The organism is Arcobacter sp. ISO1 (genome assembly GCF_058105185.1).
In genome coordinates this window covers 439,633-465,209 of sequence record NZ_CM176573.1, presented here as the reverse complement: position 1 = coordinate 465,209, position 25,577 = coordinate 439,633, and the positions used below count along the sequence as shown (strand labels likewise).

The 25,577-nt window shown below is 29.5% G+C and carries 21 protein-coding genes and 1 pseudogene; 8 read left to right on the top strand and 14 right to left on the bottom strand.

Annotation, left to right across the window (positions count from 1 at the left end; translation table 11 throughout):
• Window positions 1-254: 254 nt before the first annotated feature.
• From hisIE to AC2TY9_RS02265, 4 genes are read right to left on the bottom strand one after another with little or no spacing between them, the layout of a single operon-like run.
• The gene (gene hisIE / locus AC2TY9_RS02280; RefSeq protein WP_489779235.1) at window positions 255-938 is read right to left on the bottom strand and encodes a bifunctional phosphoribosyl-AMP cyclohydrolase/phosphoribosyl-ATP diphosphatase HisIE; all 684 of its coding nucleotides are present in this window, start codon (window positions 936-938) and stop codon (window positions 255-257) included.
• An 8-nt stretch (window positions 939-946) separates the two neighbouring features.
• On the bottom strand, window positions 947-1,201 hold the full coding sequence (locus AC2TY9_RS02275) for a hypothetical protein (protein ID WP_489779234.1): 255 nt from the start codon (window positions 1,199-1,201) through the stop codon (window positions 947-949).
• Window positions 1,202-1,235: 34 nt separating this feature from the next.
• Complete coding sequence (locus AC2TY9_RS02270; RefSeq protein ID WP_489779232.1) at window positions 1,236-2,330, bottom strand: SPFH domain-containing protein; 1,095 nt, start codon at window positions 2,328-2,330, stop codon at window positions 1,236-1,238.
• A gap of 18 nt (window positions 2,331-2,348) precedes the next feature.
• A complete protein-coding gene (locus tag AC2TY9_RS02265) occupies window positions 2,349-3,269 on the bottom strand; it encodes a branched-chain amino acid transaminase (protein ID WP_489779230.1) in 921 nt (306 codons plus the stop codon).
• A gap of 269 nt (window positions 3,270-3,538) precedes the next feature.
• Here AC2TY9_RS02265 and AC2TY9_RS02260 point away from each other — a divergent pair, with 269 nt between their 5' ends.
• From AC2TY9_RS02260 to AC2TY9_RS02250, 3 genes are all read left to right on the top strand, one after another.
• Window positions 3,539-4,135 carry an SAM-dependent methyltransferase gene (locus tag AC2TY9_RS02260; RefSeq protein ID WP_489779229.1) on the top strand — a complete coding sequence of 199 codons (597 nt, stop codon included), beginning with the start codon at window positions 3,539-3,541 and terminating at the stop codon, window positions 4,133-4,135.
• A 90-nt stretch (window positions 4,136-4,225) separates the two neighbouring features.
• The gene (gene metH / locus AC2TY9_RS02255; RefSeq protein ID WP_489779227.1) at window positions 4,226-7,696 is read left to right on the top strand and encodes a methionine synthase; all 3,471 of its coding nucleotides are present in this window, start codon (window positions 4,226-4,228) and stop codon (window positions 7,694-7,696) included.
• A gap of 171 nt (window positions 7,697-7,867) precedes the next feature.
• Window positions 7,868-8,719 (top strand): DMT family transporter, encoded by an 852-nt coding sequence (locus AC2TY9_RS02250; protein ID WP_489779225.1) that lies wholly within the window; start codon window positions 7,868-7,870, stop codon window positions 8,717-8,719.
• On the opposite strand, the gene AC2TY9_RS02245 is transcribed toward AC2TY9_RS02250, so the two are convergent.
• Window positions 8,693-9,301 (bottom strand): DUF2238 domain-containing protein, encoded by a 609-nt coding sequence (locus tag AC2TY9_RS02245; protein WP_489779224.1) that lies wholly within the window; start codon window positions 9,299-9,301, stop codon window positions 8,693-8,695. The genes AC2TY9_RS02250 and AC2TY9_RS02245 overlap by 27 nt on opposite strands.
• 88 nt (window positions 9,302-9,389) lie before the next feature.
• On the opposite strand from AC2TY9_RS02245, the gene AC2TY9_RS02240 reads away from it, so the two are divergent.
• The 4 genes from AC2TY9_RS02240 (at window position 9,390) to AC2TY9_RS02225 (ending at window position 13,455) form a co-directional block, all read left to right on the top strand.
• The gene (locus AC2TY9_RS02240; protein ID WP_489779223.1) at window positions 9,390-9,887 is read left to right on the top strand and encodes a hypothetical protein; all 498 of its coding nucleotides are present in this window, start codon (window positions 9,390-9,392) and stop codon (window positions 9,885-9,887) included.
• A gap of 73 nt (window positions 9,888-9,960) precedes the next feature.
• Complete coding sequence (locus AC2TY9_RS02235) at window positions 9,961-11,040, top strand: carboxylate-amine ligase (protein WP_489779222.1); 1,080 nt, start codon at window positions 9,961-9,963, stop codon at window positions 11,038-11,040.
• Entirely contained in the window at window positions 11,037-12,554 is a 1,518-nt protein-coding gene (ggt, locus tag AC2TY9_RS02230) for a gamma-glutamyltransferase (RefSeq protein WP_489779221.1), read from the top strand. The genes AC2TY9_RS02235 and ggt overlap by 4 nt, the downstream gene beginning before the upstream one ends.
• A 79-nt stretch (window positions 12,555-12,633) precedes the next feature.
• Entirely contained in the window at window positions 12,634-13,455 is an 822-nt protein-coding gene (locus tag AC2TY9_RS02225) for a bacteriohemerythrin (RefSeq protein WP_489779219.1), read from the top strand.
• Here the strand turns inward: AC2TY9_RS02225 and AC2TY9_RS02220 are convergent.
• Genes AC2TY9_RS02220 through AC2TY9_RS02205 form a run of 4 tightly spaced genes read right to left on the bottom strand, consistent with a single transcriptional unit; the run spans window position 13,424 to window position 16,108 of the window.
• Window positions 13,424-14,257 carry a hypothetical protein gene (locus tag AC2TY9_RS02220; protein WP_489779217.1) on the bottom strand — a complete coding sequence of 278 codons (834 nt, stop codon included), beginning with the start codon at window positions 14,255-14,257 and terminating at the stop codon, window positions 13,424-13,426. The genes AC2TY9_RS02225 and AC2TY9_RS02220 overlap by 32 nt on opposite strands.
• On the bottom strand, window positions 14,250-14,981 hold the full coding sequence (locus AC2TY9_RS02215) for a tRNA (5-methylaminomethyl-2-thiouridine)(34)-methyltransferase MnmD (protein ID WP_489779216.1): 732 nt from the start codon (window positions 14,979-14,981) through the stop codon (window positions 14,250-14,252). Before AC2TY9_RS02215 ends, AC2TY9_RS02220 begins: the two co-directional genes overlap by 8 nt.
• Window positions 14,982-14,992: 11 nt before the next feature.
• A complete protein-coding gene (luxS, locus tag AC2TY9_RS02210; RefSeq protein WP_489779215.1) occupies window positions 14,993-15,508 on the bottom strand; it encodes an S-ribosylhomocysteine lyase in 516 nt (171 codons plus the stop codon).
• A 51-nt stretch (window positions 15,509-15,559) separates the two neighbouring features.
• Window positions 15,560-16,108: a DUF1439 domain-containing protein gene (locus AC2TY9_RS02205; RefSeq protein WP_489779213.1), complete on the bottom strand. Its 549-nt coding sequence runs from the start codon at window positions 16,106-16,108 to the stop codon at window positions 15,560-15,562.
• Window positions 16,109-16,309: 201 nt separating this feature from the next.
• On the opposite strand from AC2TY9_RS02205, the pseudogene AC2TY9_RS02200 reads away from it, so the two are divergent.
• Window positions 16,310-18,334: pseudogene (locus tag AC2TY9_RS02200) on the top strand (HAMP domain-containing methyl-accepting chemotaxis protein); the annotation flags it as partial.
• 255 nt (window positions 18,335-18,589) lie between these two features.
• Here the strand turns inward: AC2TY9_RS02200 and AC2TY9_RS02195 are convergent.
• From AC2TY9_RS02195 to AC2TY9_RS02175, 5 genes are all read right to left on the bottom strand, one after another.
• A complete protein-coding gene (locus tag AC2TY9_RS02195) occupies window positions 18,590-18,943 on the bottom strand; it encodes a hypothetical protein (protein ID WP_489779211.1) in 354 nt (117 codons plus the stop codon).
• A 39-nt stretch (window positions 18,944-18,982) separates the two neighbouring features.
• Window positions 18,983-19,363, bottom strand: coding sequence for a hypothetical protein (locus tag AC2TY9_RS02190; RefSeq protein ID WP_489779210.1), 381 nt, complete (start codon window positions 19,361-19,363; stop codon window positions 18,983-18,985).
• Between the two features lie 137 nt (window positions 19,364-19,500).
• A complete protein-coding gene (gene nifJ / locus AC2TY9_RS02185; RefSeq protein WP_489779209.1) occupies window positions 19,501-23,079 on the bottom strand; it encodes a pyruvate:ferredoxin (flavodoxin) oxidoreductase in 3,579 nt (1,192 codons plus the stop codon).
• A 238-nt stretch (window positions 23,080-23,317) separates the two neighbouring features.
• A complete protein-coding gene (locus tag AC2TY9_RS02180; RefSeq protein WP_489779208.1) occupies window positions 23,318-23,971 on the bottom strand; it encodes an HAD family hydrolase in 654 nt (217 codons plus the stop codon).
• Between the two features lie 38 nt (window positions 23,972-24,009).
• The gene (locus AC2TY9_RS02175; RefSeq protein ID WP_489779207.1) at window positions 24,010-25,518 is read right to left on the bottom strand and encodes a peptide-binding protein; all 1,509 of its coding nucleotides are present in this window, start codon (window positions 25,516-25,518) and stop codon (window positions 24,010-24,012) included.
• Between the last annotated feature and the right edge of the window lie 59 nt (window positions 25,519-25,577).

Sequence of the window (25,577 nt, the reverse complement as noted above, 5' to 3'; positions counted from 1 at the left end):
GGTTGTATCTGTAGCTAATTCCATCTTCTTCTTTGTATATTTTTACAACTAGCCATCTAGCTTCTTTTGGTGCTTCATATCTTTTTCTAAGACTCTTATTAACATTTAGGTTTATTACTTCATAAAAGTAACCATTTGTATTTCCTGAATATATTGCATATATTTCTAGATTATTATTTAAAACCCTGGTTAATAATTTTAAATAATATAAAAATAATGTTTATTACTAAACTTAAAAGATAAGATTTTATCTTTTAAGTTGCTACTCTTGAGTTTTTTTCTTCAATTCCAGATAAACCAAACCTTCTAGCTATTTCTTGTTTAATTTGATCAGGATTAATGTTTTTAGAAGCAAGGGCAACCATACAGTGGTAAACTAAATCAGCTGCTTCATAAACTATCTCATCTTTATCATCATCTTTAACTGCAAAGGTAAACTCTCCAGCTTCTTCAACAATCTTTTTAAGCATAGAGTTTTGTTTTCCATTTAAAAGTTTTGCTGTATATGATTTTGTTGGGTCATCGTTTTTTCTTGACTCTATTACATGGTAAAGATTGTCAATAACACCATATGCTGATGTAGTATCTATTTCTACATCAGATGTTGTTTCTTTTGTTTCTAAATTTGTAAAGAAACATGATTTTCTTCCAGTATGGCAAGCTACACCAGTTTGTTCAACTTTTAATAAAAGAGTATCATTATCACAGTCAATTAAAATATCTTTCACATCTTGAATATGTCCAGAGCTTTCACCTTTTTTCCAGATTCTTTGTTTAGTTCTAGAAAAATAGTGGGCTTGCTTTGTTTTTATTGTTAAATCTAAAGCTTCTTTGTCCATATATGCCATCATTAATACTTCATTAGTACTTGAATCTTGTGTTATTACGGGAACCATTCCATCAACTTTTTCCCAGTTTATTAATTCACTATTTGTCATTTTATACCTTAAAATTTTGATCCAATATTGATATTTACATTATCAATTGTTTTAGTTTTTTTATCTACGCCAACATCCCCATCAATATTAAGTTTATCTTTTCTTTTTTGTTTTTGTTTCACTTGGGGAACTTCATTTAAAAGATTTTCTTTCTTTTCATAATACTCTTTTGTTTTTTCAAGTTTAATTGTATCGTCAATAATAATTTTGTCTTGTGAGTAGCTTATATTTAAGAGTATTAAAAAAAGAAATAGGGGTTTCATAGAAATAGCTTTTCAATAAGAGTGAAATTCACTCTTATTGATTATTAATTACAGTATCTCTTGTTTTACTTTTAGTATCAACCCAGATATTTGGAGTTGAACCACCAGGAGTTAAGAAAATTTTAGCATCTTTATTTTCTCTAAGTGCATCGTTAAATTTCCCTTGAACTTGAATTTGTTGCATTTGAAGTAATTCACCAGTTAAAGATTTTGCAATCTCTTTGTTTGCTGCTGCTTGCGCTTTAGCTTCAATTGTTACAGCATCTGCTCTACCTTGTGCTTCAATTCTGTTTTTATCAGCCTCACCCTTTGCAAGCGCAGCTTTTTTCTCAGCTTCTTGTTTAGCTCTTAAAACTTCGTATCTAACTCTTTCAGACTCTTGGTTTGCAATTTGAACTCTTTCAATTTGCTCTTTAATTTTTTGAGGAAGAACAATTTCTCTTAACTGAACAGATTCAACAGAAACAGGTTTACTTTCAAGTGATTCAATTTGCGTTCTAATACCATTTTCAATCATTGTTGCAATTTCATTTCTTCTTGTTGGTAATTCTTCTGCGTTAAATCCACCAACAACATTTCTTACAATATTTCTTACAACAGGGTTAACAATTTTATCTTCCCATGCTGGTCCCCATGTAGCAATTGTTAATGGAGCACCATCAGCAGTAAGTCTATATTGAACAGTTAATTCAATAGAAACTGGTAAACCCCTTGCATCAAGAATATTAATTGCAGGGTTACTTCTAATACTTTGGTCAAAACCATTACTTGTTTCAACAGAAGCATAGTTCATAAGTCTAACTTTTGTATCTACAACTGTAACCTTTTGGTATCCTGGTATTATAAAGTGAAAACCTGGTCTTAATGGTTGTTCTTCATATTTACCTAATGTTTGTTTTATACCAACATTACCTGACTCAATTGTCATAAATGGTTTTGTTATAAATAAAATAGCAAAAATAATTACAATAACGTAAATAAATCCTGCTTTTTTCCCAAAATTTTTGAAAAATTCTGGTGGCTCAAAAGGTGGTTGATAGTTTCCCCCACCACCATTTCCTCCAGAACCGTTACTATTTCCCTTGTTTTGTTGTTGTCTATTTTTGAAATAATCGTTATCAATTGGCATTTACTAACCTTTTTATTTTTAGTTTACGTATGTTAAATATTTAACATACTTTTCATTTTTACCTTGAACTACGTCAAAGTAAGCCTTTTGAAGCGCTTCGGTTACAGGACCTCTTTCACCTGCTCCAATAACTCTACAATCAACTTCTCTAATTGGTGTTACTTCTACAGCAGTTCCAGTGAAGAATGCTTCATCAGCAATATAAATCTCTTCTCTTGTAATTCTTCTTCTAACAACTTCATATCCCATATCATTAGCAATATCAATTACTGTTGATTGTGTAATTGATTCTAATGAATTATCATTTGGTGGTGTAATAATAACTCCATCTCTAACAATAAAGAAGCAAGCTCCTGATGCTTCAGCAATATAACCTTGGTCATCTCTTAATAAGGCTTCATCATATCCTGCTTCAACTGCTTCAAATTTTGCCATTTGAGAGTTTAAGTAGTTAGCAACTGCTTTTGCTTTTCCCATACCTGAGGTATTAGGAGTTCTTGTCATAGATGAAATTTTTACTCTAACACCTTTTTTCATACCCTCTTCACCAAGATATGCTCCCCATTCCCATGCAGAAATAGAAACTTGAGTAGGGGCATCTTTGTGATAAAGTCCCATAACTCCATAACCAAGATATACTAAAGGTCTAATGTAAGCACCTTCAAATAACTCATTTTTTTGTAATAATTCAACTTGAGCATCATTTAACTCTTGTATAGTATATGGAACATCAATTAATGTCATTTTAGAAGAATTAATAAGTCTTTTTGTGTGCTCTTCTAATTTAAAAATTGCACATCTTCCATCATGAGTTTTATAAGCTTTTGTACCTTCAATTGCACCATTACCATAATGTAATGTGTGGCTTAAAACATGAACTTTTGCTTCATGCCAATCAACAAATTTCCCATCCATCCAGATGTATTTTGCTTCAGTCATTTTTATAATCCTATATATCGTTTGAAATTTAGCAGATAGTCTATCTAAGGTTTTATTAAAGTTTAGTGAGATAAAAGATTTATATAATTTGTAATAAGAGTTTTTTATTTATGGTCTATTAAAATTCCACCAAAATAAATAAAAAAGTGAAAAAGAGTAACTTGTTACTCTCTTTAGGATTTGCTTCTTTAAAGGGAATTTACTTCCCTTGTTAAAAGAAGTAATAAATATGTGGTCCCTAAAAAATGGGACATTTTTTAGGAGAATAGATGAGCCAACAAGAGTTTTGGAATAGTAAATTTTCAAGGGAAGGTTTTTTATATGGTTTAAAACCAAATGGTTTTATTGCTTCAAAAATCAAATCATTTCCAAAAGGCGCAAAGGTTTTATGTTTAGGCGAGGGTGAAGGAAGAAATGCAATCTTTCTTGCAAGAAGAGGTTTTGATGTAACAGCAATTGATGCTTCTGATGTAGGTCTTGATAAACTAAAACAAAGAGCAAAAGAAGAAAACCTTGAAATAAAGACAATATGTATGGATTTGAACCATTGGGAAGATGATTTAAAATATGATGTAATAGTTGCTTCATTTTTACATATGTATAAAAAAGATAGAGACAAATTGTTTGAAAAAATTGATGACTGTTTAAATATTGATGGTTTATTTGTAGGGGAGTTTTTCTCTCAAAAACAAATATCTTATAATAGTGGAGGACCTAAAGATTTAGACCTTTTATACAAAGTTGAAGATTTTAAATCACACTATACTTTTAGTGATGGGGAAGTTAAAGAGCAAATTACAATTTTAGATGAGGGTAAAGGTCACCAAGGTGAGGCATGTGTGATAAGGGTATTTTTAGAAAAATAGCCTAACACCCCTTTACAAAATTTTAATCTAGTTTTAAATATACTATTAACCTTTTACAATAACAAATTTAATAAAATTTAAGAAGATTTAATGACAGAAAAAATAAAAAAATTAATTGAAGAAAAAGTTTTAATTATTGATGGAGCTATGGGAACACAGCTTCAACTTGCAGATATCAAAAATGAACAGTGGCAATATGAAGGTAATGATTTAGAAGGTTGTAATGAACTTTTAAATTTAACTGCTCCAAATATTCTACAAACTATTCATGACAATTATGCTAAAGCTGGTGCAAATTTTTTAACTACAAATACTTTTGGTTCAATGCCTTGGGTTTTGGATGAGTATGGGATTCCTGAAACCTCTTATGAATTATCAAAATTAGGTGCCCAAATTGCTAAAAAAGCTAAAGAAAAATATAGCACTCCTGAAGATCCAAAATTTGTTTTTGGCTCAATAGGTCCAGGAACAAAACTTCCATCATTGGGACATATAAAATATGATGAGATGTTTGAAGGGTATAAAATCATGGCTAAAGGATTAGCTGATGGTGGAACAGATGTATTCTTATTAGAGACTTGTCAAGATCCATTACAGATAAAAGCTGCCTTACATGCTTTAACTGAAGTAGCTCCTCATATACCTATTATGGTAAGTGTTACTATTGAGATGTCAGGAACTATGTTAATTGGAACTGATGCCATGACAATTGCAGCGATATTAGAGCCTTTTAATATTTTATCTTTAGGATTTAACTGTGGTACTGGGCCAAAACAAGTTCATAAACATGTTAAAGCTTTAAGTGAGGTTTGTAAATTTCCAATATCTGTTCATGCAAATGCAGGACTTCCTCAAAATAGAGGTGGACAAACTTATTATCCAATGGGACCAGATGAGTTTACAAAATTACAAAAAGAGTTTCTTGAGATAAATGGGGTTAGTTTTCTAGGTGGTTGTTGTGGTACAACACCAGAACATATCAAGGCTTTAAGTGATGGTGTTAAAGGAATGAAACCTTTAAAACCTTGTGGATTTTTAAAAGCATCATTGGCTTCATTATTTAATGTTGTTCCTTTAAAACAAGACCCAGCACCACTTTTAATTGGTGAGAGGTCAAATGCTACTGGATCTAAAGCCTTTAGAGAGCTTCTAAAAGCAAATGATTATGAAGGAACACTTTCAGTTGGTCAACAGCAAGTAAGAGCAGGTGCTCATGTTGTTGATGTAAGTGTTGGTTTTGCTGGACGTGATGAGACAGGTGATATGGATAAAGTAGTAGAGCTTTATTCTCAAAAAGTTTCACTACCACTTATGCCAGATTCTACTCAAGTTCCAGCCTTGGAAGCTGCATTAAAACAAATTGGTGGAAGATGTATAATTAACTCAGTAAACCTTGAAGATGGGGAAGAGAAATTTGATATAGTTTGTAAATTAGCAAAAAAATTTGGAGCTGCACTTGTTTGTTTAGTTATTGATGAAGTTGGAATGGCAAAAACAAAAGAGCGTAAGCTTGAAGTTGCTGAGAGAATCTATGACTTATGTGTAAATAGACATGGCTTTAAAGGTGAAGATTTAGTATTTGATATGCTTACCTTTACAATTGGTTCTGGTGATGATGAATATAGAACTGCAGGGATTGAGACACTTGAAGCTATTAGAGAGTTTCAAATTAGACACCCAGAAGTTGGAACTACCTTAGGACTTTCAAATATCTCATTTGGATTATCTATAAATGCAAGGATATATTTAAATTCTATTTATTTGGACCATTGTGTAAAAGCTGGATTAACATCTGCAATTGTAAATGTTAAGCACATCTTACCACTAAATAAGATTTCAGAAGAAGATAAAAAAGCTTGCGATGATTTAATTTTCAATAATCAAGAAAACGGTGATCCATTATTTAAATTTATTGAACACTTTTCAAATGTTGCTGATATGGAAGAGCAAAGTGATGAGGAATATCAAAAACTTGAACCAATCGATAAAGTTAAAAAACTTTTACTAGATGGTGACAAAGATAGAATGCTTCCACTAGTTGAAGAATTAAGATTAACTGTTAAGCCTGAAATTATTGTAAATGAATGGCTGATTGATGGTATGAAAGTTATTGGAGAGCTATTTGGAAGTGGACAAATGCAATTGCCATTTGTACTTCAAAGTGCTGAAACTATGAAAGCAACAGTTGATGCGCTAAACCCATATTTACCAAAAGAGGAAAAAGCCAGTGAAACAGTTTTAGTTTTAGGAACTGTTAAAGGTGATGTTCATGATGTTGGTAAAAATTTAGTTGATATTATTTTAAGTAACAATGGATTTAAAGTTATAAATATTGGTATTAAAGCTGATTTAAATGACTTTATTATAGCTGTTAAAGAGCATAAAGCCCAAGCAATTGGTATGAGTGGTCTACTTGTAAAATCAACTGCTGTAATGAAAGAAAATTTAGAAACACTTCAAAAAGAGGGTATTGATATCCCTGTACTTTTAGGTGGAGCTGCACTTACAAAAGGTTTTGTAAACGATTATTGTAGACCAATTTATGATGGACCAATTTTTTATTGTAGAGATGCCTTTGATGGTGTAGTTTCTATGCAAAGAATTGAAGGTGGTGAGCTTGATAATACAGCTTTAGCAGCAGACTTAGTTGATGAAGAAGAGATTGCAAAAAAAGAAGAGATTGAAGTAAAAATTGATGAGGCTGATGTAGTTTTACCAGAACCAGGAACTTTTACTTTCCCTCCTCTTTGGGGAAGAATTGCTTTATATGGGGATTCTGTAGATCAGGAATTAATTTATAAATGGATAAACCATAGGGTTTTATTTAGACAAAGATGGGGATATAAAAGAGGTAAACAAGATTCACAAAAGTTCTTAGAACATGAAGAAAATGTTGTAAAACCACTTTATGAAAAACTAAAAGATGAATTTTTTGAAAAAAAACTTTTTGACCCAATTGCCATTTATGCATATTATCCATGTATCTCAAAGGAAAATAAACTTTATATTTTTTCAGAAGAGTATGCTTTCCATAGTGAAAAGGAAGCAAAAAATATTCCACCACTTGAAAAAGCAATTAAGATTATGGAATTTCCAAGACAAAAGAAAAAACCACATAGATGTATAGCTGATTTCTTTGCAAATGATAGACTTGATGTAGTTGCCTTTTCATTTGCAAGTGCTGGAATGAAGTTAAGCCCTTATGAGGCAGAACTTTATAAAGAAAGTAAATTTACAGAGTATTATCAAGTTCATGGACTTGGAGTTGAGTTAGCTGAAGCTTTAGCTGAGGTGATTCACAAACAAGTTAGACTTGATTTGGATATAGTTCCAAAGGAAGGAAATACCTTACATGACGTTCAAATGAAACAATATGTTGGGTGTAGATACTCTCCTGGATATGCAGCTTGTCCTGATTTAGAACAAAGTAGGGATATGTTTGATTTATTAAATCCTGAAGAATTTGGAATAGAGTTAAGTGAGACTTTCCAAATCCATCCAGAACAATCTACATGTGCGATAATAGTTCCTCATCATAAAGCTAACTACTACAACATATAGCAGAAAATATCCATTTTACGCGTGAAGTTTTCCTTGTGCTTTTTGGCACAAGGTAAGCTTCTTTCTTCGTTGAAATTGTAAATTTACAACTTCAATTAAACCAAAATTGACTATTTTTGGTTTTAATAATATGAACAACAACAGTTTTGAAAACATTTTAAGAGAGAATATATGAACAACAACACTAAAGGTATATTAATGACCGCTTTGGGTGTTTTAATAATGAGTTTTGAATCTTTATTTATAAAACTTACTACTATCTCACCTTTTACTTTTTCTTTTTATCTTGGAATATTTATGTTTATTTCAATGTTTCTAGTACTTATTACAAAACAAAGAGATATTATTAGGGAGATTACTAAAACATCTTTTTATATTTTTCTTTTATGTTCAGTATTAATGGGTAGTGCAAATATTTTCTTTATTTGGGCAATAAAAAGTACAACGGCTGCAAATGTTGTACTTATTATAGGAACGGGAGCTTTATTTACATCTTTCTTCTCATATCTTTTTTATAAAGAGAGAATAAGAATGAATGTTCTTATTGCTTCATTTTTTATGATTCTTGGTCTTTTTATAATTTTTAATGATAAGGTAGGATTAGGTAATTTAAAAGGTAATCTCTTAGCACTTTTATGTACTATGACTTTTTCTTTATCTTTTGTCTTAATGTCAAAATATACAAGAATAAATCGTGTAGCATTGACAGGAATGACTGGAATCACACTAGCTATAATAGCTTATTTTGCTAGTGATACAATTCTTATTGATTTATATAATCTCAGCTTAGTAGCAGTCATGGGATTAGTTATTACATCATTTTCAAGGGTTTTAATCTTCAATGGTACAAAATTTATAAATGCAAGTGAAGTAAGTCTTTTAATGATTATTGAAACAGTTATGGGACCTATTTGGGTTTGGATGGTTTTAAATGAAGTACCGAGTTCTTATACTTTTATAGGTGGGAGTATTATTTTATTAACTTTAATCGTAAATTCAATGTACATCATGAGAAAAGAATAAATTTAGTTGTTTATCATGATATTTACTAAGTAAAATTAGGGCAACAATACTTCCAAGTAATGCAAGTCCCATATCACTTTGGGTATCCCAAACATAACCTTGTGTTCCTAAGAAGGCTTGGGCATCTTCACCACTTAATAATGCAACCCACCACTCTATTAGTTCATAAAAAGCAGAAAAACCTAAGCAAAAACATATTATGAAAAAGTTTCTCCATTTTGCTAATGGAATGATATTTTTTCGTATAAGTATCTCCCTTGCAACCATTGCTGGAATAAAACCTTGGGCAAAATGTCCTATTTTGTCATAATTGTTTCTATCTTGATTAAAAACCTCTTTTATATAATCAAAAAAGGGAACTTGGGCATAAGTATAGTGCCCACCAATCATGAGAATAATACAATGAATTAAAATTAATATATAAACAAGTGTTGTTAATTTAAAGTTTTTATATGTAGCCATTAGTATAATTATCCCAATAATTGCAGGTAAAACTTCTAAAAACCAAGTAAATTGGTCTTTTGGATTAATCCCTGACCATAATAAAAAAGAAAAAAATATCAATAAATAAAAATACTTCATATAAAATTCTACTCTTTTTAATATTTAAATTAACCCATTGTTATCTTTTTTTAGATAAAATTAAAACCATTAAACTCAGGAATTATGGATGAAACAAGAAAAAACATTCACAGATAAAATCATTGATTATATTTGTGTATTATCAAAACAACCAATATTATTAAGAGATTTATTAGAAGTTAATAGACAATTTAATGAAGGAATGCATGTAGAACCTGCAAAATTAGGGTTTAGATTAAAACTAAGTAGGGCATATTTAGTATATATTATGATTGTACTAGCTGTATTAGTTCCAACTTCAACACTTTTGCATTATCCTTTGGCAAATATTGATCCTCATATTTCTATTTTAGGTGCAATGGTTATTACTGCTGTAATTTTTATGGGATTTAATTTTTTTCATTCAAAACTTAGGGATATTGTTTCTTATAGACAGATAAAAAAATCTTGGCAGTTAAGGTTCCCTTATTTCCCTTACTCTGAATATAATAAAAAGATTGAATCAATTTATCTTCAATCACTTAAAGAAGAGGTTTCAAAAAAAGATTTAGAAAGATATATTTTAGATAACTTATCAGAAGACTAAAATAATAAAATTTAACTTTTCAAAATAAGTAAAAAACAAGTACAATATAAAATCCCATAAAAAATGGATTTTTATGAAGTTTGAAAAGTTTGAAACAGGAAACCATTTCTCAATAGGTATAGAGTTAGAATTACGGATACTAGATAAATTCACTTTATCTCCTAAAGATGAGTTTGACTATTTTTACTCAAATCTAGATGAAAAATTCAAGGCAAATATTGCAAAAGAGTTTTTAGGGTCTATGATAGAGATTAACACTCCCATATTTCATTATGAAAAAGATTTAATTGAATATCTTAAAAACATAATTGGTGAACTTTCAAACTTAGCTTCACAAAAATCTCTATGCTTACAAACAAGTGGAACTTATGCCCAAAAAAGTGATGAGTTTAATCTAAGCAATAACAAAAGATATGAAAAAATCTATGAAGAACATAAGGTTTTATTAGATGATTTTTCTATTTGTGGAACCCATGTTCATATAGGTTTTGAAAATTTTGATAAGGCCTTGAACGCTTATAATTATTCAATTTATTATTTGCCACTTTTTTTAGCATTAAGTGCATCTTCTTTGTATTATAATGGCATAGATACAGGTATCCATTCATATAGAACAAAGATTTTTTCTAGGCTACCAAAGGCTTCTATACCTGAATATTTTGATAGTTATGAACAGATGAATAACTTATATCAATTATTAAAAAAATCAAAGGTAATTGATTCCACAAAGGATATTTGGTGGGATGTTAGAATTCAACCCCATTTTAAAACAGTTGAATTTAGAATTTGTGATGCAGTTAATGATTTTGAAAGACTAGAACTTATAATTAAACTTTTTAAAGTGATGTGTCAATTATCTCAATTTTTCGATTTTGAAAAAGTTCCAATGCAAATATTAAAACAAAATATGTGGAGTGCAACAAGATATTCCATGGATGGGGAAATAGTAGATGCAAATGGAAAAGTAAAAAAAATAAGAGATGAATTAAAAGATTTACTAAATAAAGCTTTTAGTAAAAATTTGATTGATAAGAGTTTTTTAAAGAAAGCAGAAAATTTAATAGAAAAAGAATCTATCTCAAAAAAGATGGAAAATTTATATAAAAGAACAAATAGTTTAAAAGAAGTAGAAAGGTTAGGTGTATTTGAATGAAAGGTGTAGTAGCAGCTGGAGATAAAAACTCTGCCCAAGCTGGAGCTGATATTTTAAGAGAGGGTGGAAATGCTTATGATGCAGCCTTAGCTGTAATGTTAGCTGCTCCAATTTGTGAGCCATTATTTACAAGTTTAGGGGGCGGAGGCTTTTTATTAGGTTTAGAAGATGGTAAGAAGCCTGAACTTTATGATTTTTTTGTGGAAGTTCCTAAGAAAAGATTGGCAGAACCAGAGTTTTATCCTATTTATGTAGATTTTGGAGCAGCTGTTCAAGAGTTTCATATAGGAGCTGGTAGTGTTGCCATTCCAGGTTTAATCAAAGGGATTGAAAAAGTTCATAAAGAGAAATGTACACTACCACTTAGCAAAATTATAGAACCAGCTGTAAAGTATGCAAGAGAAGGTATCTATTTATCTAGTATGCAAGCAAGTTTTGTGAAGCTTCTTGAACCAATTTTTACATCAACTAAATCATCTATGAATGTATATGGAGTTGATGATAAAAACTTAATAGATGAAACACATCTATTCAAAAATCCTCAATATGCAGACTTCTTAGAAGCCTTTGCAAAAGAGGGAGCAAGACTTTTTTATGAAGGTGAAGTAGCTCGTGAAATTGAAAAAATATCAAAAGAGAATGATGGACTTATTTATAAAGAGGATTTAAAAAACTATGAGGTTATAAAAAGAAAGCCAATAGATTTTAGATATAAAGATTATGAAATCGTTACAAACCCGCCACCTAGTGGAGGTGGTATATTAATCGCCTTTACATTGAAACTTCTTGAACAATATGATTTAAAAGATTTTAGAAGTTATGAGTATGTAAAAGGTTTAATAGAAAGTTTCAATACAACAAGTGATTTTAGACGTGAACATGTTGATGAGTTTTTACATGATGAAAAATTAAAAGAGATATTATTTAATGATAGACTAATAAAAAATTATTGTACAACAATGAATAGTAGACTTAATCTTTGGGGAAATACAACCCATTTGTCTGTAATTGATGAAAAAGGAAATGCTGTCTCTGTTACAACTACAAATGGTGAAGGAAGTGGCCATGTGATACCAAGTTCTGGAATCATGCTTAATAATATGATGGGGGAAGAAGACTTAAATCCCCATGGTTGGTTTGCATGGGAAGAGGGGATTAGATTACCATCTATGATGGCACCTACAGCTGTTTTAAAAGATGGACACCCTGAATTAATACTTGGAAGTGCAGGAAGTAATAGAATACGTTCAGCAATCACTTCAACAATAATTAATAATCTTGAATATGGAATGAGTCTTGATAAAAGTATCAACTCTCCTAGAATCCATTTTGAAAAAGGGGTTGTTTGTGTTGAACCTGAATTAGATATTGCCATTAGAAATGAATTAGAAAGACATTATAAACTTCAATATTTTGACTCTTTAAATATTTTCTTTGGTGGTGTTCAGGCCGTAAATGGGAACCTTGAAGGTGGATGCGATAGTAGAAGAGGAGCTTGTGTAATAAAAATATAATAATAAAATAACTATTTGAGACATTACTGAGACATTCTTCTGTTACAATAATAATAGGTGATTTTAGGGGAGGTGTTTTATGAATGCAAAGCTTGACAGTTGTTTTATTTCAATATGGAGTAATGCCTATTCAATAGGTGATGCAAAAATTGATGCTGAGCATCAAAAACTTTTTGATATTGCAAATGAATTAAATGTTTGTTCAACTAAAGTACATTTAACAGCTATTTTAAAAGAGCTAATTAAATATACCAAGTTCCATTTTGCAAATGAAGAGAGGTTTATGAGAGAATTAAACTTTTCAAAACTATCTCATCACAAAGGTTTACATAAAAACTTAGTTAATGCACTAAATGAGGTCTTAAAAAAGATTAGTAATCAAGATGTAAAAGAAACAATTTCCCAATTAAGTATATTAGTAAATAAAAATATTCTACAACATATATTAATCGAAGATAAGAAAGTACACCATGAAATCAAACCAAGAGAACACTTAAGGGAAAGGTTTAAATGGAATGTAGAGTATCAATTAAAAAACCAATTATTAGATAAAGAGCACGAAGGCTTATTTGATATAGCTTTGAAATCTTTAAATTATCATGGAACTAATATAAAAACACATGTAAAAATCACAATCAATGAATTATATGAATATATGAAAACTCACTTTGTCCATGAAGAAGAGTATTTAGTTCAAATTGCTTATCCATTATTGGAAGAACATAGGGCAATTCATGAAGATATCATTAATCAAATGAATGGTTTTATCAAAAAGTTACCAACTCTATCAATAATTGATTTTGAAAAAAAATTAATTGAATATATGGATATTTGGTTGATTAATCATATATTATATGAAGATAGGAAAATTATTGATTTTGTTCAAAGGAATCAAGTTTAGGAAAGTTGATTTCCAAATGAACTTCTAAAAATTTTGTCAAGGCAGAAACAAATGCTTTGGCACACATTAGTCTATTCTCTTTTGTATCTCTACACTTTACATAAGGAAATTCTATTTGAATACCACTAATATTTTTTTTATCTAAAGAGCCATGTAGATAAGTATTGTAAGCTCCTTCATAATAGTTATTATCAGCTGCATATGGAAGTTTAACTGAAGGAACTGAATCAAAACCTAAGTTTGTCATCAAGCTTCCCATAGAAGAAGGTCCTTTTAGTTGATCAACAAAAGATTGTTTTGAAAATTTAGCTAGATTTTTTATACTTGATTGTTCTTGATACTCTTTAAGTTGTGTTTCGTGTAGATTTAAAACTGAATTATCAAGCATATACCCAAACTCTAGATAATTGTGAGGATGGGATTGTCCATGGATATCAATATAAATCCCTTTTCCAAAATTTTTTTCAACTTCATTTTTAGAAAATTTAATTAGATTGTGAAATGTGTCATATATTTTTGATGCTTTTTTATCTTCAAAGGCTTCTTGCTTTTTTCTATTTAAATCGATTTTTTCTCTTGAAATAGAGGCAATTACAGAATAAGGAGTTTTACCTAAAGTTTGTTCAAATTCTTTAATTATTTCTAATGTTAATTCTTTTGTAAAATCATCTTTTTCAAAAACACCTGATGTTCTTGTTTCAATTTCATTTGGAAGTTTATCTCCACCATGGGGAGCAGATAGAATAATAGGTAGAGTTCCTTCATAAAACTCTATATAATTTTGTGAGTTAGAATTAATCATATATAGCTTTTGCTTCTTTATTTCTTTGTTTTTTTAGTTGCATATCAATATATTTTCCATCAATATTTTTTTTATTTTTTAATGCCAATGTTTGTTTCTTTTTTCCAGGTGGTTTTATTTCATAAATCTCAAAACCTGCTTCATTTAGGGATAATCTAACAGAAGTAGCTATAGAGTAGGTGCTTAAAACACAATCTTTAGAACTAATTTTATATATATCTTTAAAATACTCTACACTCCACAATTCACGATTAACTTCAGAACTAAAAGCATCTTGGTAAACAACATCTATTGAATCAAGTGTTTTAATATATTCTCTTGCATCGCCAATAAAAAGTTCTATTTTTATATTTTTATCTTCATATTTAAAGTTTTTTGATAGTTCAAAAACTATATGTTTGATATCATCAAACTCCTTTGGATAATCAAATTCTATAAGTGATTTTATCAAATCCAAGTCAAGTTCAGGTGAGAAGATTTCTAGTTGGATATTTAAAGAGTTTTTCTTAATATAATATATTGTACTTAAAGTGTTGTACCCCAAACCAAAACAAATATCAAGTATTTTTAGTTTTGATTTATTTTCATGATAATCAAATGCAGGGATTATATGTTTTATTAAAGACTCTTTGATGGCTCCTGTTTTTATATCATGAAAATGTTGTTTGTACTTTTTTGAGTATAAAGTATTTGAGCCATCAATAGTCTTAATAAATTCATCCATATCTTAGATTATTAGCAACCTAGCGATTTTAATTTTTCTTCTGGTAAGTAAAGTTCTTTATTTGACATTACACCAATGTCGCTATCAATAATATCTTGAGCTATTTGTTTAGCCTCTTCAAGTGAATGCATTTTATAAGTACCACATTGGTATTCATTTAATTCTGGGATCTCATTTTGAGATTCAACTTTTAAAACATCTTCCATTGAAAGTTTCCAAGCCTTCGCAACCTCTTCTTCTGAAGGGTTTCCTAATAAACTCATATAAAAACCTGTTCTACAACCCATTGGAGATACATCAATGATTTCAACAGAATCTGAATTTAAATGCTCTCTAATAAAACCTGCAAAAAGGTGCTCTAAAGTATGAATACCTTTTTCTCCTAACATTTTTTCATTTGGAACACAAAATCTTAAATCAAATACAGTAATAACATCACCTGAAGGGGACTTCATAGTTTTTGCAACTCTAACTGCTGGAGCTGGCATTATAGTATGGTCTACTCTAAAACTGTCTAATAATGGCATGATTTATCCTTAATTTTTTTGTGATTTTATCGAAAATTCTTTTTTAAGTGCTTAAATTCCATAAGTAACTAAAAGTTTAGAGTTTCCTATTTTAATATCTTTGATAAAACTTCCTAAAATAGAATCTTCTGGCACTTTATAAACGGGATATTCTTTAAAGATTTTATTTACGAGTGGCTCCATTGTAACTACAAAAGTATTTGAAAATTGTTCACTCATTTTTAGTTTTCCAAAATGAAAATTTTCAATTTTTACATTTTTTAAATAAATAGAAGAAACATTTTCTCTAAATTCTGGTTCACCACTTATTATAAAAGAACCCTTTATCGGATTTGTAAATAAGGTTTTTAAACCTAGATTTATACCAACTTTAACTCGATTTTTTACCTTATACATTTTAATAGTTGGCTTGTTAAGTATAAGTGAACCAAATACTAGATCTTTTTCAAATGGGAATGATTCCTTAAAAGATTGTGAAAGCTCATATTCCGAAACGCTTAATACTAAGCCTTTCTGTGATAGATTATTTACACATCCTGTAAGTAAAAAAACTATTAAAAAAGCCTTCAATATAAGAGCAAATGTGTATTTCATGTTCATGGCTATTATAAATCCTTTAGTTAAGTTTGATATTCTATAGTATAATGGATTAATTTGCAATGGATCTAAAATATTATATACAATTAAAAAATAATTTCTATTATTTAAATAATAATTTTATAAAATTTTAGAATTAGTAATATTAGTTAAAGTTATTTTAACATATAATTGAATCACAATTCATAAATAATAAGACGGGAGATGAAAATGTTGGGGGATGTTTCCATAAAAATGAAGCTTATTGTTTCATTTACAATTATCGCATTATTAGTTGTACTTTCTTCTATATCAAGTATATTTGATTTATCTAAAAGTTCAAAAGGTTTTCAAAATTACAAAAGTAGTGTAAAAAATAGTTTGCATTTTATTCAAATAGAAGAAGAAGTATTACTTCTTAATAATAATCTAAAAAGCTATTTAAATAATCCAGAAAAAGAAGAAATTGAAAAATTTAGAAATCACTATAAAAGTGTTCAAAATGTAATTAATGAAGCTAACAAAAACAGTAACAGAACTCAAAAGAAACAGCTTTCTTTAATCACTAAAAAACTAAATAGTTATAAAAATAATTTTGATACATTAGTATCTTTAATGGAAAAAAACAATGGAATTTATGAAAAAAATCTATCCATAAATGGAAAAAGTATTGAGGAGTTACTTAGTTCTATAATGCTTACCTCAGAAATTGATGAGAAATATGAGGTTTCTGTTCAAGCAGGTTATGCCGTTAGGTTTATGTTATTAGCAAGACTTTATACATTGAAGTTTATAGATACAAGTTCTAAAGATGATGTAAAAGAGATAAATAAAGAGTTTGACTATCTTTTAGAGCAATTATCTGATTTAGATGATTTAATAGAAAATGAGATTAGAAAAAACAAATTAAACGAAGTTAGCAAACTTATTCCTATATATAAAAATGGGGTTGATGAGATTGTAAAAATTATCAATGACAGGGATAAACTGATTTTGCAAAATGATACTTTAGAAAATGATATTGATAAAGTAATCGAAGATTTAAAAAATCAAAGTGAAAAAGCCCAGAATTTAATAGGAGAAGAGGTAAGTAGTTTAAATGAAGGGATAAAAAATAAAACGATTATTATAGGACTAATTGTATTGATTTTAGTAGTCTCATTTTCCATTACAATTGCAAAGGGGATTACAAATGGTTTAGAAAGCTTGAATAATGGAATACTAAACTTATTAAATAGTGATGATACTTCTTCAAGGGTTGAAGTTAAAAATAAAGATGAAATTTCAAAAATTGCACAAAACTTTAATAGTTATCTTGAATCTATAGAAAATGGTTTAAAAGATGATGAAAAAGTAATTGAGGATGTAAAAAGAGTAGTCTCTTTAGTAAAAGATGGAAAAGTAAATCAAGAGGTAAATATAAAATCTAATAACAAAAATTTAAATGAACTGAGAGTTTTATTTAATGAGATGTTAGAGGTTTTAAGTTCAAAAATCTCTAATGATATTAATAAAATAGAAAAAGCTTTAGAAACTTATTCAAGACTTGATTTTAGACATAGAATTGAAAACGCAAATGCAAAGGTTGAAGTTGGTTTAAATCAATTGGCAAATACAATAAATGAGATGTTAGTAGAAAATAAAACAAATGGATTAACAATTGAAGATAGTGCAAAAAAAGTTGTTGAAAATGTTCGTGTTGTAAATAATGCTTCTAATAATGCCGCATCATCTATTGAGGAAACTGCAAGCGCTTTAGATGAAATAACAGCAACCATAACAAGTAATACTCAAAATATATTAAAAATGGCAAATTTTGCAAAGGAATTATCAAACTCAGCAAAACAAGGGAAAGATGATGCAGGAAGAACTGCATCATCTATGGATGAGATTAATGAGGAAGTAAACGGTATACATGATGCAATTTCAGTAATTGACCAAATTGCCTTTCAAACAAATATACTTTCACTTAATGCTGCAGTTGAAGCAGCAACTGCTGGAGAAGCAGGAAAAGGTTTTGCAGTTGTAGCAGCTGAGGTTAGAAATCTAGCTAGCAGAAGTGCCCAAGCGGCAAATCAAATCAAGAAATTAGTTGAATCTGCAACAAATAAAGCTAATATTGGTAAAGATGTATCTACACAAATGATAAATGGATATGATGTTTTAAATGAAAATGTTTCTAAGACACTAGAACTTATAGTTGAAGTTGAAGGGGCATTTAAAGAACAAAAAGATGGAATTGAACAAATAAATTCAGCAATAAACAATCTTGACTCACAAATTCAAAAAAATGCATCAATTGCAAGCCAAACAGAAAAAATAGCAAATGTAAGTGAACAGATTGCTTCTGTGATTTTAGAAAATGCAAATGCAAAAGAGTTTATTGGAAAAGATAGTTCAGAGAAAAGAAAAAACCTTATTGATACAAAATTTGAAGGTGTTGAAAAAAGAGCTTTAGAAAAAAGAATTAAAAATCAAGATGATTGGGAAAGTTTTTAGACTTTCCTAAAAGTGAAGGTACTTTCTTACCATTTTTTTATAGGCTTTCATATGTACCTTTAGCATATTTGGTATAATATCCTCTTTACAAGCATGAACAATGTTTGCAAACTCAGGTTTTGAGAAAATTGTATCTCTATTTCTAGCTAATAAAATTAATCTATTCATATCATCATTTAGTTCAATATCGTCTCTATCACAAATAGCATCATATACAAAAAAGAAAGTTTTTCTATCTTCATGGGTCATTTGACAAGAGTCATCTAACATTTTTAAAGCAAGTTTTGCTGCATATTCAATCTCTATAGGTTCAAAATTGTGGCTAAGTGCCCAATTATAAGCTTTTGTATTTATATCCATTTGCATATCCTTTATAAAAAGTATGCAAGATTTATACCTTTATTCTTTTGGTATATTGTCTAAGAGATTGTTTAGATATTTAGTAGTAACTGTTTTTTGATAAAAAACATAAATTATAACTAGGATTACTCCTATTCCATAGGTGAATAAAATCCCTGTAACAACAAGAATAACTAGTATCCAAACATTAAGTAATTCACCGAAAATATTTAAGGAGATGTTTCTTTTTGATTTTTCAATATCAATGTTTAAATCATAGGTTAGAAGAGAGCTTTTAGGTTTGAAACCTTTAAAGAATAAAGTTTTATTATTAATTGTTGAATCTTTACAAAAAGGAGTTAGCTTATTTTCTAGATATTTTATAACTTCATCTTTTTGGGTTTGTATATCTTTTTTTATTTGAATATCAAAAAGTCCCATCATTTTCCTTAAAATATTTCAATAAGTATAACAAGAGTTGAAGATTTTATGTAAAGATTTATGTGTATAAAATATACAGTTGTATAATGAGTTGTTTTAGATTAAACAAAGGAGTTTTACTCCTTTGTTTGGTTTTATTAAGCGTCTTGATCTTCTATTTCATCAGAATAATCAGCAGCTGCCATTCTAGCTAGTTGTCTATATCTGTATTGTGCTTCTTTTTTATTTTGCTCTAATAAGAAATCAGCTTTTTCTGGATTTAACTTTTTAAGAGATCTATATCTATTTTCTCTTAATAAGAATTCTTCATATGTATCCCATTTTGGTTTTTTACCAGCAATTTTAATTGGGTTTTTACCCTCTTCAATTTTTCTTGGGTCAAAGGTATAAATTGGCCAATATCCACAATCTGTTGCCATTTGCCCTTGGTCAACTGAGTTCATTAATCCACCTTGAATACCATGGGCAATACAAGGAGAATACGCAATAATTAATGATGGTCCATCATACTCTTCTGCTTCTTTCATAGCTTGTACAGCTTGTTTTTGTGAAGCTCTTGAGTTGATTTGCGCAACATAAATATTTCCATAAGTCATAGAGATATAACCTAAATCTTTTTTCTTGTTTGGTTTACCATCATTAGTAAAGTCTGCAATAGAACCAGTTCTAGCTGATTTAGAAGATTGTCCACCTGTATTTGAATAAACCTCTGTATCAACTACAAGCATATTAACATTTTCACCAGTTGCTAATACGTGGTCAACCCCACCATAACCGATGTCATAAGCCCAACCATCTCCACCAATAATCCATTGTGATTTTCTAACAATATATTTTTTAAGAGATAATAAATCTTTAACACCTGGTAAATCTATATTTTGCTCTAATTGTGGAACTAATTTATCTCTAATCTCTTGAGTCATTTTTCCATTTGATCTATTTGCTAACCACTCTTTATATAAAGCTTTTAGTGGATTACTTGCAGTTTCCATAGTCTCTTCCATGATTCTACCAACTCTATTTCTGATAGTTTCATTTGCTGCATGCATACCATAACCAAACTCTGCTGCATCTTCAAATAATGAGTTTGCCCATGCTGGACCTTCACCTTTTGCATTTTTAGTAAATGGTGTTGATGGAGCTGATGCTGAGTAAATAGAAGTACATCCTGTAGCATTAGAGATCATCATTCTATCACCAAATAATTGAGTAGCTAATGTGATATATGGTGTTTCACCACAACCTGGACAAGCAGAGTGGAACTCAAATAATGGTTGTGCAAATTGTGAACCTTGAACAGTGTCATCTTTTACAAGATGGTCTTTATATGTTACATCATTAAATAGGTAATCAGCATTTTCTTGCTCATTTTTCTCATCTTCAACTTCATAAGGAACCATTTTAAGAGATTTTTCTTTTGTTGGACAAATATCAACACATACATTACATCCTGTACAATCCATAATTGAAACTTGAAGTTTGTATTTCAATCCTTGGTCTTTAGTTCCCTTAGCTTTTGCATCTAAAGAGTGAGTTTTTACACCATCAGGAGCTTTTTCGAACTCTGTTTCATCAAGTAAGAAAGGTCTAATTACTGCATGTGGACACTCAAAGGCACATTGGTTACATTGGATACAAGTATCTTCATTCCATTGTGGAACCATGGTAGCGATTGATCTTTTTTCAAACTTAGTAGAACCATTTTCAAATGTTCCACCTTCCATACCCATATTTATTATTGATGAAACTGGAATCTCATCACCTTTAGCTGAATTAACGATTTTAGCGAAGTTCTCAACATATTCTGTACCTTTATATGCTGAATTTACTACTAAGGCTCCACCATCAAGATTTGACCACTCTTCTAATACTGGAACTTGTTCTAATCCTGCTTCCCCAGAATCAATTGCTAAATAGTTCATTTTAACAATCTCTTCACCTTTGTTCCCATATGCTTTTTCAGCATATTGTTTCATATATGTTTTAGCTTCTTCATAAGGAATAATATCAGCAAGTTTAAAGAATGCCGCTTGCATGATTGTATTTGTTCTTGTCCCAAGTCCAATATCCCTTGCAATTTTTGTTGCATTGATTATATAGAAATTGATTTTTTTATCTGCTAAGATTTTCTTAACTCTATCAGGCATTCTTTTTTGAACCTCTTCAACTGTGTAAATTGAATTAAGTAAGAAAGTTCCACCATCTTTTAATTTATCAATAACTTCATATTGTTCTAAATAAACCTCTTTTGAACATGCAACAAATCCAGGATTTGATACAAGATATGTTGATCTAATAGGGTTTTTACTAAATCTTAGGTGTGATCTTGTATATCCACCAGATTTTTTAGAGTCATATGCAAAATATGCTTGTGCATATAAATCAGTTTTATCTCCAATAATTTTTACTGAGTTTTTATTAGCCCCAACTGTACCATCAGCACCAAGACCATAGAATAGACACTCATTTACCTCTTCTACAACTGATACATTTTCACCAACATCAATTGATGTATTAGTTACATCATCAATAATACCAACTGTAAATCTATCTTTTGGTGTTTGTGATGCTAAGTTATCATATAAAGCAATAATTTGTGCAGGTGGAACATCTTTTGAAGATAATCCATATCTACCACCAATAATTTTTGGTTGTTTATCTGTTCCATAAAATACAGATTTTACATCTAAGAATAATGGCTCACCAAGAGAACCAGGCTCTTTTGTTCTATCAATTACACAAATTCTTTCAACTGAATCTGGAAGAACGTCCATAAAATATTTAGTTGAGAAAGGTCTATATAGATGAACAGTAAGAAGTCCTACTTTTCTTCCTTCAACTTTTGTTAAGTAATCAATAGTCTCTTTAATAGTTTCTGTAACAGAACCCATAGCAATAATAATATCAGTTGCTTCGCTATCTCCATAATAAGTAAATGGAGCATAATTTCTTCCAGTTACCTTTGAAATCTCTTGCATATAATTATTTACAATATCAGGCACTGCATCATAAAATTTATTACATGCTTCTCTACCTTGGAAATAGATATCATCATTTTGTGCAGTACCTCTTGTAACAGGAGATTCTGGGTTTAAAGATGTATCTCTAAAGTGTTGAACCGCATCATAATCAATTAGTTTATCAAATACATCATAATCCATTACTTCAACTTTGTTAATCTCGTGTGAAGTTCTAAATCCATCAAAGAAGTGTAAGAAAGGTACTCTTCCTTTAATTGCTGCAAGGTGAGCAACCCCACCAATATCCATAACTTCTTGAACTGAACCAGTTGCAAGCATCGCAAAACCAGTTGCTCTTGCACTCATTACATCTTGATGATCTCCAAAAATTGAAAGTGCATGAGCAGCTAAAGCTCTAGCACTAACATGAATTACACCAGGTAGTAATTGACCAGCAACTTTATACATATTTGGTATTTTTAATAATAATCCTTGAGATGCTGTGTAAGTAGTTGTCAAAGCACCTGCTTGTAATGATCCATGAAATGTACCTGCAGCTCCTGCTTCAGACTGCATTTCAATAACTTTTACCGTAGAACCAAAAAGGTTTTTCTTACCTTGTGTAGCCCACTTTTCAGTGTTATCACCCATTTGAGAAGAAGGTGTAATAGGATAAACCCCAGCTACTTCAGTGAACGCATATGATACATATGCAGCCGCTTCATTTCCATCCATAGTTGCAAATTGTTTTGACATAAACTATCCTTATCAATTGTTTTTATTGTTCATACTAATTAAAATAAACTTAGACTATCTTGAATATTACTCTAAATAAGCTTATATTAATTAATTTTAAGAATTATTTAAAGCGATTTTGCTAATTCTAAGTTTAATAAAAAAATATGATAAACATATGACAATTAAAAGTCCCATTTTATGGTCATATGTTTATTATTATGATAAGTGTATAGAAAGTATATTGTATAAGTATAAATTATAGTTTAGTTAAATCTTTAATAAGTTTGACTGCATCAAGTGCGTTTTTAGCTATATATGGTGTATGCTTCTTAAGAATTGATTCTTCTCCATAACCACATAAAACTCCTACACTTTTAATACCTGCTTTATTTGCAGCAATTAAATCAAGTTCTGTATCACCTACCATCCAAACGTCTGAATTTTTTTCTACATTCATTAAATCAAGAGTTTTATTTATTGGCTCAGGATGAGGTTTTGGGTTTTGAACATCTTCTCTACCTGTTAAATGTTCAAAATAATGCATAACTTCCATATGCTCTAAGAGTTCTTTTGAGTAAGAGCCAGTTTTTGTAGTAACCACTGAAAGTCTTGCAAAGGTACTCGCAAATTGTAAACCCTCTTTGGCATTTTCTAAAAGTTCAGTTTGTTGTTTTGAAATCACCTTGTATCTTTTTTTATAAGTATCAACAAAGTCCCAAACAAACTTTTCTTTAATTCCAAGCTCTAAATACATAATATCAAGGGGGTAACCAATTAAAGATTTGATATCTTCATTAGTCCCTTTAAAATCGTAGTTCATCTGTGTAAATGAGTGCTGAAAGGTTGATAAAATGGCATCCGTTGAATCAATTAGGGTACCATCTAAATCAAATAATATAATATTCTTCAAAATTCACCTTTAAATTTAATGGGAAATATTATAGTGTTTTAGGGTTTAATCCAATCTTTTTGGTTATGCATTATTCCTATAACTGATGGCTCTACATTTTTTATTTGTGAGTTAACAACAGAGATAGAATTTGGAATATATAAAAATAGATATGGTAAATCATCTGCAATAGTAGAGTAAATCTCTTTATATATTTTTGCAAATTTTTCTCTATCTATTGTACCGGCACCTTTATCTATAAGAGCATCTATTTTTTTATTTCTATAACCAACTAAGTTAAATCTTCCTAGCTTATCAGAGTTACTGTGCCATAGAGCATAGGCATCAGGCATTAGAGTTGTTGACCAACCAAGTAAAATTGCTTCAAATTTTCTAGGGGTTACAATTGTATTTAAAAATGCTTGCCACTCCATAACTCTAATATTCATGTTTATATTAGCTTTTTTCAATTGGTATTGAAGTATCTGAGCTGCATTTGCTCTAATTGAATTTCCTGTATTTGTAATAACTTCAAAACTGAAAGGATTGTTTTCATCATATCCTAACTCTTTTAGTAACTTTTTTGCTTTTTCTAAATCATATCTATAAGGTTTAAACTTTTCATCAAATACAAATGACGTTGCTGGAAATGGGCCATCACATATTTCTCCATGACCAAAATATAAAATATCAATCATCTCTTTTCTATTTGTTGCATATGCTATTGCTTGTCTAATTTTTTTATTTTGAAATTTTTTATCTTTTAGATTAAATCCAAGATAAGAGTAGGCAAGAGAAGGTCTTTCTATAATTTTAAAGTTTTCTTTAAACTTTTTATCTATTTGCCTTTCATATTGTAAGGGAGTTAATCCACCTACATCAAGTTTTTTTTGTTTTAAAAATAAAAAAGAGGTATTAGTATCAGGAATAAATTTATAGTGTATTTTGTCAATCTTTGGTTTTCCTTCAAAATAATCGTCGTTTGCAATTAGTTCTATATCCGCATTATTTTTAAACTCTTTTAATTTGTATGGACCTGTACCTATTGGTTTTTTATTAAACTGTGAAGTCATAAGGTTTTTTTCATCTTTTAAAATATGTTCAGGTAAAAGACTAACCATCCAAGTAACTAAGGCTTTAAAATATGGTTTTTTAAATATTATCTCAACTGTATATTTATCAAGAGCTTTTACACTTTTTACTTCATTAAAGTTTGATCTAAAGCTTACATATACTTTTGGATCAATGATTTTTTCGTAAGTAAAGATAACATCTTTTGAAGTTACTTCAACTCCATCATGCCACAGAACACCTTTCTTAATTTTTATTATTAGTTTTGTAGGTGTTTCAAATTTATATGAACTAGCTAAATCAACTGTAGGGTTTCCATCTTTATCATATTTAAGAAGTCCATTAAAAATCCATTGACTAATTTGTGAACTAGCACTATCGCTTGATAAAATTGGATTTATTCTACTAGGACTTGATGACATTGATAAATTTAAAGTACTTGCATTTGCAAGGTATAAAGTAAAGTAAATAGTTAATAATAAAAAAATCTTTTTCATGTAGTATTGTAATATCTTTTTTTAATAGGATTACTTAATAATGAATCTATAATATTATT